Raw genomic sequence first — 12,368 nt, 5'->3', positions numbered from 1 at the left:
CTTGGCTTGGCCATGGCCATCCCATAGACTGAGGTTCTATAGTTCAGCTAATACGAGGGCATGATCGAAGCAGATGGACAGACTCGGGGCAGGGTCTGTGTTCGGCTTTGTTGCCGGGCGGTTCTTCTTTCTGTTCGTTCTCTGATTCCAAAGGGTCATTAAAAAATGACGGATACCACAGCAGCAGCGGCGCTCGCTTCCAGCATGCGCATTGCCACGACGCAGAATGCTCATGCAGCCCACCGCGCCGTGAAGCCGGAATATGCGGCTGGTGTCGGCGTCAATCTCGTCTCCGCCAACGCTGACGGGTCCAAATCGTCCACGCAGTTCGATTCGACGGGCCAGATCGTTCCCTCGACGACATCGCACAACAAGGCCTCCGCGACGGCCAGTGCCGTCGATCTCTTCGCCTGAGCAGCGTCCGGAGCGGACGCGAACACGATGCCGCGGGGCGGTCCTTCCGCCCCGCGATCAGCATTCTTCGGTGCCGGTATCCCGCGCGTTCGGGAAAAAGAGGCCTCTGACCTTACGGCGTTTCTACCCCTGACGAATGGGGCGCGTATCAATGGTGACATCGAAGGCATGGTGGAGGTGCCGGGCTGGCAGCTTGCGGTTCTGCCGGACGAGTTCGCCCCACGATGTGCATTCCGCCCCCGTTGGTCATCCTCGACGCATGTCCCATCGACGACAACCGACCGGAATGCGGAAGAGTACAGCCAGACAACTGGGGCATCGGCCCTTCAGGATTGAGGACACGTGTATTTCAGCGGATCCCCACGCGTGAGACGCTGCATCGCGCTTCCGATTATCATGCTCCTGTCCTGCTCGGCCTTCCCCCCCGCCATGGCGGGGGCGCGGCATGGGCATTCCCAACCCCAGGGAAAGCAGGACAAGCCGGATCCGGCCGCCCCCCCTCCGGTCACGCCCGTACCCCCCGTTTCACCGCAAGATGGCGATCTTTCCGACGGGATCCTCCTGCAGGGACTGCCGGCGCCGTGGAAGGCGACGGTTCTTGATCTTCCTCCACCCGCACCGAAGGCGCACGCCGCAATCAAGAGTGCCCGGGCCGGGAAAGCGAAGGGCACGCGCAAGCCCGCGCCGGCGGAAAATGCCACAGCCGGCACGAAAGGAGCGAACCAGGGCACGGCCATCGGCAATCGCGTCCTGATCCCGGTACCACCGCATATGGGAATCGCCGCCTACCAGAGCGGCGACTCGTTCTTCATCGTCGTCGACAATGCCGAGCCGATGGATACCAGCACATTGCGGGGAGACGGGATCTTCTCGACCCTGACCGTCAACACCATGCCGGATGCCACCCTGATCCAGGTCCACCTTCCGGACACGCGGCAGCTCTACCTGTCGCAGCAGGCCGAGGGCTGGGTGCTGGGAAGCGAACCGCCACCCGGAGCCGACTATGGGGACAGGCGCGTCATCAACCCGCGGCTGGGCGACGGGGGTATCCTTTATCCGATGCGCCGGCCCGGTCGCGTCCTCTCGATCACGGACCCGACGTCGGGGGCGCGGCTTTTCGTGGGCACGTCGACAACGGACGATGGCGGTATCCTGTCCCTGCGACAGGGAGAAGGATATGACGTGTGGCCGACGAAGGAAGGTGTCGTCGTCGCGGCCCGGTCTCCGGACGTTGGCATGCGGGCGACACCCGACGGCGCCCTGCTGACCTGGTCCGACAAAGCCGTTCCCGACGGCGGGACGGCGATCTATGCCAGCGATGTCGATCTGAAATGGCTCGGCCTTCAGAACCGTCCCGACCAGGAGTTGCAGAAACGGTTTCACGATGCGACCCTCGCCGCTGCGGATTCGGATCCGGCACAGCGCTTCGCGCGCCGGCTTGACGCGGCAAGGGCTGCGTTCGGTATCGGGTCCTTCGTGGAGGCACGCGGCATCCTGACGGTCGCCCTGCAGGACGACCCGGAAGAGATATCACGGCCGGATGTCAGGTTCCTTCTCGGAGCGACCGAGCTTCTGTGCAACGATGTCGGGGACGCGTCCCTGCTGGAGGGGCCTTGGCCGGACGACCAGCAGCGCGCGACGCAGGTATGGCGCGGTCTGTACCTGACATCGGCCGGCGGCCATGACGCGGAGGCGGCTCACCTCCTCGCAAGGGATTTCACAAGGCTGAGGAATTATCCCGCCAATGTGCGGGACGTCGTCCTGCCGCTGGCCGCCGAGGAAATCGGACGCTACGGATCCCAGGACGATCTGGCTGCCCTGAACGACATGCCGGCGGACTCGCCTTACCAGCTCGCCGCCGCGTTCCGCGATTTGCGGACCGGAAAACGCGACCTTGCGTATGCGGCGTTCAAGAAGCTCGCCGATGACCGCAACCCGCTGGTTTCCGAAAAGGCGTCCGAGCAGGCGATCTCGCTCGATCTTGCCGGCGGAAACATCACGCCCGACGCGGCCGCCGATGCATTCGGCTCGATCATCCCGGATGCGCGGCTTGCCGGCCGGGAAGCCATCGTGCGCTTCCTGCAGGCCGACGCCTTCATGCAGGTGCATAAATGGACCGATGCGCTCACCGCCATCGACAAGGCCCAGGCCGCATCCTCTCCGGCAAATGAGACGATGGCCGCGCCGCTTCTTTTCCAGACCCTCGCGGGCGTGGCCAGCGCGGGCGTAAACGGAACGGACCAGAACGGCCTGCTGCATGACGCGGCCATGCTGGGCGCGCATCTGCCGGAACTGACGCCGGGTCCGAAAAAGGGCGAGATCCTGGTCGCATACGGCAAGATGCTTCTTACGCTCGGCCTGCCGGACCAGGCGGCCCAGATCCTCTCCCAGGCAATCCCGATGCTCGATTCTCCCGATATTCGGGGAATGGCTGGAGAAGAACTGGCGAGCGCCGACATCGAGAGGAAACTGCCCAAGGACGCGACGGACGCCCTGGCCAGGACAGACGACCCCACCCTTTCGGACGACATCAAGGCGTCCAGGCGGCGGATATCGGCCGAGATCGCCCTCGTCAGCGGCGATCAGTCCGCGGCGCTCTCCCTTCTCAACGGCGATATGAGCGTGGCCTCTCTCGATACGAGTGCCCACATTCACGAAGGCAAGGGCGAGTGGGCTGCGGCAGTGGCCGACGTGCGCAAGATCGCTGCGGTGCAAATTCCGCAGAAGGGTCCCCTGACCAAAGATCAGCAATCCATCGCCATTCGCCTGGCATCCGACGCGTCACGGGTAAACGACCGGCGCACGCTCGACTGGATCGCCGATCGGGTGGGAAACAGGCAGATGGACGGTGACAACGGACGCGTTTTCGCGCTGCTGGCAAAGCACGTGGACGGCGCGCTCGCGGAAAGCTCGACGCCTCCCTGAGGCCCCTCGCCGCGCCGTCCTGCTTCCCTGCCCTTTCTATATGGCCACCGCATCCAGTCCTCTCAAAAACGTTTTGGCTGCGACACGTGTCGTCCAATAACATCGTGCGTATAGTCGTCCCTGTTCGGATCAGATTGACGTACGAAATGAATTATTGAAGGTTGTTTCCACGACGAAATGGAATCAATCCAGAGGTGTTCGCTTATGACGCCCACCCAACAGCCGCATTTTTTCAATTCCCTCTCCAGGAAGCTGATCGGCACAGCCGGGCTGGCGTTCGCCGTTATTCTTTGCGGCGCGATCGCACTGTTGGCCTGGACGACCAAGACACGTGTCGAGCGCTATGTCTTTGCCCAGGCCGATGCACAGGCGCAAATAGCCGCCAACGAAGTCGCAACAAGGCTGACGGCGCAAAATTCCGCGGCGAATTTCATGAGCGGCGCCGTAGAGGCCGCACACGAGGCCGGGTTGCCCGACCGTGGCCTGATCGTCGCCATGCTGCGGATGAGCGAAAAACGGCTTCCCGATCTTTTCGGCACCTGGATGGAGGAGGCGCCGCTGGGCCTGGACGGGACCACCAACCCCCATGCGCCAGGCGACAACGCGGACGGCGTCTTCAATCCGTACTGGATGAGAGGAAGCGACGGCAAGCTCACGTTCTCAGCGCTGCCGGCCCATTATTCGCAGACATGGTATACGCTTCCGATGTCCCAGGGCCGCGGCATCATCACCGAGCCCTATGTCGATGAGGGCAGCGGGATCGAGATGGTCTCGTTTGCCTATCCTGTCAAATTTGGCGGCAAATCAGTCGGCGTCACCGGAATCGACGCGCCGCTGGACCGGCTTTCCCGAATGCTGGCGACCATGAGACCATTCGGCAGCGGTCATGTCATGCTGGTTTCCGGCAGCGGCACCTGGGTGACCAACCCGGATGCGCATCTTCTGATGACGGCCTACGCGGGAGAAGGCGCCAAGGAACTCGCGGCCGCCATCGCGGACGGTCGGTCGCGTATCCTGCACAAGATCCACGGTGGAACCATCGAACGCGTCATCTATCCATTTGCCATACCGGATCTGAAAACGACGTGGGCCATCATCGTCGATGTCCCCGAAGACGTGCTGGAAGCACCGGTCCGGCAGGATCTGCAGGTGATGATCATCGGTGGGCTGATCACGGTCCTTCTCGTGCTGGGAACGCTCTACTTCATGGTTACCGTGCTGGTGCGCCGCCCGATGGAATCCCTGCTGGCGTCTGTCGAGACACTCAGCCAGGGGGATTACGCCCGCCCCGTAATGGGCCGGCAGCGGCACGATGAAACCGGCACCATCGCGACTGCCCTGGACGGTTTCCGCCTTGCCCTGGCCGACGGCCGGCGCAACGAAGAGGCCGCGACAGCGGAACGACGCAAGGCCGAACGGCTTCGTGCCGAGACCCAGGCTGCCCAGGCCGCTAAGGCTGCCGAATTGAACAAGGTCGTCACGAAACTGGGACACGGGCTGGAACGCCTCTCTTCGGGGGACCTGCTCTTTCGCCTGGATGAACGTTTCGCCCCCGAATACGAGACGCTTCGCGGCGATTTCAACACCGCGATGGACAAGCTTCAGGAGACCATATCGGCGATAGCGTCCGCGGCATGCGGTGTGACATCCGATTCCACGCAGATCGCCACGGCCACCGAGGATCTGTCCCGCCGGACCGAACAGCAGGCCGCCAGCCTGGAGGAGACAACCGCTGCCCTGCACGAAATCACCGTGACGGTCCGCAAGACCGCGCAGGGCGCCTCCAATGCGGACACCCTGGTCAGCAGCGCCTCCACCGATGCGGCGCATTCCGGCGCGGTCGTGAAGGAAACCGTGGCCGCCATGAACGGGATTCAACACGCGGCGAGTGAAATCCGCCATATTCTCGGGCTGATCGACGAAATCGCATTCCAGACCAATCTTCTGGCGGTCAGCGCCGCGGTCGAGGCCGCCCGGGCGGGCCAGGCCGGCCGAAGCTTCACGGTCGTCGCCACCGAAGTGCGGGCCCTGTCCGACCGGTCGGCCGAAGCCGCCAGGCAGATCAAGGACCTGATCGCCACGTCGGACGAGCAGATCGATCGCGGCGTGAAGCTGGTCGGCGAAACCGGCAAGGCACTGGAGCGCATCATCGGCCAGGTGGGACGGTTGAGCGAATTCGTCTCCAGGATCTCGTCAGCGGCGCAAGAGCAGGCAACGGGACTGAACCAGGTCAATATCGCGATGGGTCAGATGGATCGGGTGACACAGCAAAACGCGGCGATGTCGGAACAGTCGCGGGCAGCGTCCCATTCCCTGAAGCAGGAGGCCGGAACACTGGCCCGCCTCGTCGGGGAATTCCAGATCGACGAGTTGAAGACGCCTCGTCGGGCAACGCGCCCGGGCATCAGGACTGCGGAGCTTGCAGGGTCCATACGGAACGGCTGAGGGGCCTCGCCCCTGCACGTTGCGTTCCCCAAAAACGAAAAATCCAGGGCTCTGCCCTGGACCCGCCAAACGCCGCTGGCCTTTGGAAACCCTCTGAAGGCTACTCGACTTCATGCCCGGCCCGCGCTCCCGCGCGGGCCGGGCATGGTCATCAGCCCTGCTTCATCGAGATGGTGGCCTGGAGCAGGTCATCAGCAGTCGTGACGACCTTGGTATTGGCCGAGTACGCTTCCTGATCCACGATCAGGGCGGACAGATCGCTGGTCAGGTCGGTCGTCGAGGATTCGACATAGCCGACTTCCAGCGTTCCCGTTCCATTCGACCCGACGGTGCCCGTCTGCGCCGCGCCGGATGCCGCCGTGGCGGTATAAGCCTGGCCGGTGACCGCATTCAGGCCATCGACATTGGCAAACGTGCTGAGCGCGACCTTGCCGATCAACTGCGTGTCGCCGTTGCTGAACTCGGCCATGACGGAGCCGTCGCTCTCGATTTCGGCCCCCTCGTAGGTGCCGCTGGTCACGCTGTCGCTGGTCAGCGCCGTATTGGTGGTCAGCGCGGTCGTGGACAAAGAGGCCGCGCTGGCATCCAGGGTGTAGGCCTTACCGTTAACTGTCGCGCTCAGGCTGGACAGCGTGGTCGTCGCGCCAGTCGTCGTATCAGTAACCGTTTGCGCCGTGCCATTGGAATTGAAAACGACGCTGTAGGTATCTGAACTGACGTCGGAACCACCATACGGATCGACCAACGAAACCGACCACGTCGAAGGATTGGCAGATGTCTGGCTCCACACGGCCGACACGGGCACGCTGTTGACGTCCGTCGGCGCCGTCATATAGCTCTGCCCCGATCCGGTGGTCGTACCCAGCGTGGTCGTCGCCATCGAGAGCGCTGTCCCTGACGCCGACAGGCTGGTCACCCCACTCGCGCTTGCCGTACCGCTGGACGCCGCCATCGTCGTGCCGCTGGTTCCGCCAATCGTGCCGAGATCAAGACGGATCGTCTGCGCAACGCCATTGGAGGTCAGCGTAATGGTCGGATCAACCGAGGCACCGCTGGACGTCGAAGACGTATAACTGGAGCCATCGCTGGTGCCCGTGACGGAAGCCAGATCACCGCTGCTGTCAAACGTCACCTCAAAACTGTTCGAGGCAACCTTGCCGGTGCCGCCGGCATCATAGGCGCTGACCGTCCAGACCAGAGGGTTGGTCGAACTCTGGGTCCAGGTCAGTGCGACCTTGGAGGCGTTGCCATCGGCATCATACGTCGTGACCGGAGATGTCGAATACGACTGGGCTGTATACGAGGTCGAATCACTCGGGATCGTGCCCACGGCGGCGGATTGCGTAATGGTCGTCGTTTCCGTCGGGCGGAAGGAGACGTTGGCGACGTTGATCTGGGTCAGGGTGTTTCCCAGGGAACCATTGCTGTCAGCCATGTAGCCGTCAAGGTAATAGCCGGTCGTGTTGACCAGGTAGCCCTCGTTGTTCTCATAAAACTCGCCGTTTCGTGTGTAGTACTGCGTATTCTCGAACTGCGTCGTGCCGGACGTCGCCTGGCCTGTCTCCTCGGACACGTCGAAGAGCCCGTTTCCGTTGATGGCCATGGCCAGGGTATCGGTGCTGGCCGAGGCCGTCCCCTGTGCGCCGACATTCTGCACGTCGACGGCAGCCACCGAATCCGAAATATCGCTGGACGCCGTGCTCGACGTCAGCGATCCGGCCACGAAATCCTGGAAGGACGTCGATTCGGCCTTGTAGCCGACGGTCTGGCTGTTGGCGATGTTGTTACTGAGGTTCGTGAAGGCCGTCGACTGCGCGTCGATCCCGCTGACAGCCGTCGAAAGGGCGTTGAAAACTGACATAAGCCATCCTCGTTCTGTGCGCGCTGTTACCGTCCGAAGGCAATGCTCCATGAACGCCGATGGAATGGCCTATGCCCTCACTATGGCTTGAGTAGCATGCACCTCGCGAAACGCAAGGTTTTCCTTCGCCTCAGGCAGGCAGCAGGCCGTCAAGAACGGGGCAACAGGCCATGGCCTTTCTATGGAGCGCGCGCACCGGGAGTCTTGAGCTTCATGACATAGGCGATGATCGCCGCGACGGGCTGGAAATATTCCGACGGGATTTCGGAATCCAGTGGAAGCGCATGGAGCGCGCGGGCCAGCGGTGGGTTCGCGACCACGGGGACCTTTGCATCCTCCGCGGCATGGCGGATGCGCGCCGCGAGTTCGTCGGTTCCGCTGGCCACTATCTTCGGAGCACTGTCCGCCCCGCTTTCGTAGGACAGCGCCACGGCGTAATGCGTCGGGTTCGTGATGACGACCGTGGCGGTCTTGACCGCCTGGAGCATGCGCCGCCGGGCACGCCGGCGGCGCATCTGCTTGAGCCGCCCCTTCACCTTCGGATCGCCCTCGGTCTGGCGGAACTCGTCCTTGATGTCCTGGAAACTCATGCGCAGCCCGACGATCCGGTGATAGCGCGTCCAGAGGTCGTCGAGGATGGCTATGACGCACTGCACGAGCAGGACGACCAGCACGGCATACGCGAACCACGAGGAAAGTTCCGAGACGAGACGGAGCATGGACCACCGCTCGGCCTCGGGCGCCACATGCAGCGTCCCCTTCGCCACGGCGTAGAGAACGACCCCGAACACGACGAACTTCGTCAGGCTCTTGAGCATCTCCACCACGTTGGTCATGCCGAACATGCGCTGGAGGCCGCGCATGGGCGAAAGACGCGTGATATCCGGAAGAATGGCCTGCGGACGATACAGGAACCCCGTCTGGAGCATTCCGCAGGCGATGGTCACCACGAAACCGGTAAACACAAGCGGGGCCGCCAGCAGCACCCCTTCCAGGGCCGTCTGGACCGCGATCCGGTAAATCGACGTCATGTCCGTCGGGATGCTGTCGAAATGTTCCATGGTGCCACCCACATGGGCGACGAACCTGCGCGCCGAGTCTGCGGTCGCCATGGTAAAGACCAGCAGAAACCCGCCAAGTATCGCAAGCATCAGCAATTCGCGCGACTGGGCGACGTTTCCCTCTTCCCGCGCGGTCTCCAGCCTTTTCCCGGTAGGGTCCTGGCTCTTCTCGCCACCGCCCGATCCTTCCGCCATGTGCGTGCGTGCCCTAAATCAATGCGGTTTCAGTGGTGCGGCGGACTGCCGCCGGTGCCAGGCAGAGCCACGAGCAGATCGGCCACCCTTTCCTGCCAGACGCCCGTCATCACCTGGATCAGCATGGCCAGGAGAATGACCCCACCCAGCAACTGTGCCGGCATGGCGATGGAATAGACCTGGATCGATGGAAGAAGCCGGTTCAACACGCCCAGCATGGCTGGCCACAAGGTCCCGATCAGGACGAACGGCGCGGCCAGTTGCAGCGCCAGCGCGAATGTCTGCGACGTGGCTTCCGTGACGCTCCTGGCCATGTCGCCGACCATGGGCATATGGCCCGGCGGGAACAGGCTGTACGACCCCGTGATCGCAGCCAGCGGCAAGGCATAAAGGCCCGTTGAAAGGAAAATGACGGGGATCAGCATCGATGCCATGTGGCTGATCGCGGTACTCGACGCGCCAAGTTCGGAATCCGGCTGGAGCACACTGGCCAGGCCGGTAAAAACGGCAACGACCTGCATGGCGATACTGATCGCCATGGTCACCAGCCGCGCCAGCCATCCGATGAAGACCCCGCACAGCAATTCGCCGACGACTACCGCGATCGCCACGGACGGCATGCGCAACGCCGTCCCGGATACCTCCACGAGCCGATCCTGGACCACCGGCAGGATGGCGACGGTGGCGGAGACCGCGATCCCGGCCCTGACGCGCATCGGGGACGTCGTCTCGCCCAGGCCGGGAGCCGCCATGACCAGGGCGCTGACACGGCACAGGACGACGAGGAACATGGTGGCGAGAACTGGCAACGATCCGCCAGGAAAGGACGGATCGCCCGTCATTCCGGCGCGGCGATCATCCGTGCGCGGCCGCCTGTCACGAACCGCCGACCATGACCATCTGGTCGAAAATGACGTGAGCGTATGTATTCAGCGTGGAATACATGAACGACCCGGTCAGCAGAAGAGCGGCCATGGCCGCGACGAACTTCGGCACAAAGGACAGCGTCGCTTCGTTCACCTGCGTCATGGCCTGGAACAACGAAACGAGCACGCCGGCGCACAGGGACGCCAGCAGGGATGGAGCCCCCATCTTCACGGCGACAATCAGCGTCTGGCGCAGGATATCGTGAATGTCGACCGTATGATGCATAAACGGGCTTAGATCGTCATCTGCATGACGTTCTGGTAGGCTTGGACGACACGGTCGCGGACCGCCGTAACGGTCTGCAGGGTCAGCTTCGCTTCCTCGACCGAGGTCGCGATGTCCGTCAGGTTCCCCTTCCCGGACAGCCCGACCGCGGTTTGCGCTTCGGCCGTCTTTCCCGTCTTGATGGCGCCCTTGATCGCGCTGTTCAGCGCATCGCTGAAACCGGTCACGACGTCGGAGGACTGCGCGTTGGGGTCGGCGTCCTGCGTGTCGGCGGACGCCTGCATCGTTTTCTGAGTCAGCCCGTAGGCGTTGACCGCATCGAGACTGCGTGTGGCGATGTCACTGATCATGATGTCCGCGCCCTTCCCTGCCGACCTCTCCAAGAGGCCGGAAGCGCGCTCCTGCCAATTGCCTGGGTTGGGAATAACCCAGCCATGCACTGATCACAAGGCCAGTCTCCTTATACCATGCATCGAAATGCCGCCTCGTCATCGAATGGCAACACCGGCGCCATCCGGACCGGCGGGCTTTTCCATGAAAGCCTTAAAAAAGACCATGCAGCTAACCTTCTCTTTACCATTTTCGGCTCTACTGGCGTTGGAAGAGCGCGCGTCTAGCCCGACTCGACATGGAGAAAAAACATGAGCCTTTCCATCAACACCAATACGTCGGAGATGATCGCGCTCCAGACCCTGGACGCCACGCAGACGTCGCTGAGCAAGACGGAAAACGCCGTATCCACCGGCAAGTCGGTCGCGACCGCCGCCGACGGCCCGGCCGCCTTCGGCATCGCCCAGCAGATGAGCGGCAACATCGCCGGCCAGACCGCCGTGAACAGCGGCCTGTCCTTCGCCGCCCAGGTCGTCAGCGGCACCTCCGACGCTGCCAACCAGATCATTACGCTGCTCCAGGGTCTTCAGGGCGCCATCACCAACCTGGGCAACGATTCGGGCTCCCCGACCTCCCTCGGTCAGGACGCGACCGAAATCACGGGCTATCTGGCGCAGATCGACACCATCGCCCGTAACGCGACCTTCAACGGCGTGAACCTGCTGGCCGGCGCTTCGACGGATGGCCGCGGGATCACCAGCCAGACCCTGAACTACGTGACCGGCCTGCAGGGCGATACGCAATCCGTCTCGGGCTTCAACTCCACGATCGCAGCCGCGATCGGAAGCGGAGTCGCCGGCGTGACGGTTTCGGGATCGGCGACCGCATCGATGTCGGAAGCGCTGGGCCTGGCGATGGGCGGTTCGGCCGGCGCCAACGCGACCGCGAACGTCTTTGTGACGTATTCCGGCGGCACGGGCTCGCTCTCCACTGCCTTCGGCAGCACCGTCAGCGATCAGGTGGCCGCAATGATCAAGCAGGTGCAGGTCGCCATCACCGCGATGACGAACGTCACCTCGACGCTCGGCAATGCCTCGAACCTGATCGCCAGCATGACCACCTATGGCACGACCGTTTCGGACGATCTGACCGCCGGTGTCGGTGCGCTGACGGATGCCAACATGGCCGCCGAGAGCGCGCAGCTCACCTCGCTGCAGACCAAGCAGTCCCTGGCGATCAAGTCCCTGACGATCGCGAACGGCCAGTCCCAGAACATTCTGCAGCTGTTCCAGTAATCGTCTTCCGATTACGGTATTACGCAGAAAGTGCCCCCGGCTTCGGCCGGGGGTATTTTTTTTGTCCTGCCGTAAGGCGACGGCGAACGAGAGATGTGACAGGACGTCAACGCACTGCCAGGCCAGGCAAAAGCCCGGCCCTCCTTCAGAAGCATCACTGTCCTTGCTGATCGGGTATTATCGCGCCTGCCAGCCTGATCGCACGGCAAGCAATGCTTCCTCCCGGCCCCGGATTGCCGACCCGGCCGCCGTCCGCGGATTGCGGTACCGAGGCTTTCCTACTTTATGAGGTTGATGGTGCGCGTCGCCATCGAACGGGAGATCTGCATGGTGTTCAGATTGGCCTCGTACGAATGCTGTGCTTCGTGCGTGTCCATGATCTCGACCATCGAATTCACGTTCGGCATCTTCACGTAGCCCTTGGCGTCCGCCGCCGGGTGTGACGGGTCGTACTTCGTCTGGAAGGGCGTATTATCCTGCCCGATCCCTTTGACCTTCACGCTGGAGACGCCGGAAGCCTGGTCCAGCGTCGCCTGGAACGTAATGGTCTTACGGCGATAGGGATCGGCACCGCGGGTCGAGCCCGTCGTGTCCTTGTTGGCAAGGTTTTCAGCCGCGACCCGCAGCCGCTCTTCCTGCGCGCGCATCCCGGCGGCGGATACCCCTATGGTGTCCGAGAAATCCATGGTT

At 63.1% G+C, this 12,368-nt stretch carries 10 protein-coding genes; 4 read left to right on the top strand and 6 right to left on the bottom strand.

Features of this window, described 5'->3' with window-relative positions; translation table 11 throughout:
• Positions 1-165 precede the first annotated feature (165 nt).
• The 3 genes from GDIA_RS17360 to GDIA_RS17350 all read left to right on the top strand — a co-directional run bounded on the left by GDIA_RS17360 (position 166) and on the right by GDIA_RS17350 (position 5,784).
• On the top strand, positions 166-414 hold the full coding sequence (locus tag GDIA_RS17360) for a hypothetical protein (protein ID WP_144880019.1): 249 nt from the start codon (positions 166-168) through the stop codon (positions 412-414).
• Positions 415-843: 429 nt separating this feature from the next.
• Positions 844-3,339, top strand: a complete 2,496-nt coding sequence (locus GDIA_RS17355) for a hypothetical protein (protein ID WP_157864201.1) — start codon at positions 844-846, stop codon at positions 3,337-3,339.
• A 204-nt stretch (positions 3,340-3,543) separates the two neighbouring features.
• Positions 3,544-5,784, top strand: coding sequence for a methyl-accepting chemotaxis protein (locus GDIA_RS17350; RefSeq protein WP_012554963.1), 2,241 nt, complete (start codon positions 3,544-3,546; stop codon positions 5,782-5,784).
• Between the two features lie 151 nt (positions 5,785-5,935).
• On the opposite strand, the gene GDIA_RS17345 is transcribed toward GDIA_RS17350, so the two are convergent.
• The 5 genes from GDIA_RS17345 to GDIA_RS17325 form a co-directional block, all read right to left on the bottom strand.
• The gene (locus GDIA_RS17345; protein WP_012225091.1) at positions 5,936-7,645 is read right to left on the bottom strand and encodes a flagellar hook-basal body complex protein; all 1,710 of its coding nucleotides are present in this window, start codon (positions 7,643-7,645) and stop codon (positions 5,936-5,938) included.
• A 179-nt stretch (positions 7,646-7,824) separates the two neighbouring features.
• On the bottom strand, positions 7,825-8,901 hold the full coding sequence (locus GDIA_RS17340) for an EscU/YscU/HrcU family type III secretion system export apparatus switch protein (protein WP_012225089.1): 1,077 nt from the start codon (positions 8,899-8,901) through the stop codon (positions 7,825-7,827).
• A gap of 29 nt (positions 8,902-8,930) precedes the next feature.
• Positions 8,931-9,743 (bottom strand): flagellar biosynthetic protein FliR, encoded by an 813-nt coding sequence (locus GDIA_RS17335; protein WP_012225087.1) that lies wholly within the window; start codon positions 9,741-9,743, stop codon positions 8,931-8,933.
• Positions 9,744-9,777: 34 nt separating this feature from the next.
• Positions 9,778-10,053, bottom strand: a complete 276-nt coding sequence (locus GDIA_RS17330; protein ID WP_012225085.1) for a flagellar biosynthetic protein FliQ — start codon at positions 10,051-10,053, stop codon at positions 9,778-9,780.
• 8 nt (positions 10,054-10,061) lie between these two features.
• On the bottom strand, positions 10,062-10,403 hold the full coding sequence (locus GDIA_RS17325; RefSeq protein ID WP_012225082.1) for a flagellar hook-basal body complex protein FliE: 342 nt from the start codon (positions 10,401-10,403) through the stop codon (positions 10,062-10,064).
• Between the two features lie 291 nt (positions 10,404-10,694).
• Between GDIA_RS17325 and GDIA_RS17320 the strand changes: the two genes are divergently transcribed.
• Positions 10,695-11,678: a flagellin gene (locus GDIA_RS17320; RefSeq protein WP_012554961.1), complete on the top strand. Its 984-nt coding sequence runs from the start codon at positions 10,695-10,697 to the stop codon at positions 11,676-11,678.
• A gap of 278 nt (positions 11,679-11,956) precedes the next feature.
• Here GDIA_RS17320 and flgC read toward each other — a convergent pair whose 3' ends face one another.
• Entirely contained in the window at positions 11,957-12,364 is a 408-nt protein-coding gene (gene flgC / locus GDIA_RS17315) for a flagellar basal body rod protein FlgC (RefSeq protein WP_012554960.1), read from the bottom strand.
• Positions 12,365-12,368 lie beyond the last annotated feature (4 nt).

The organism is Gluconacetobacter diazotrophicus PA1 5, assembly GCF_000021325.1.
In the GTDB taxonomy this organism is placed as follows: Bacteria; Pseudomonadota; Alphaproteobacteria; order Acetobacterales; family Acetobacteraceae; genus Gluconacetobacter; species Gluconacetobacter diazotrophicus.
Note: the sequence above shows the minus strand (reverse complement) of the source record. Positions and strands in the feature narration are given on the sequence as shown.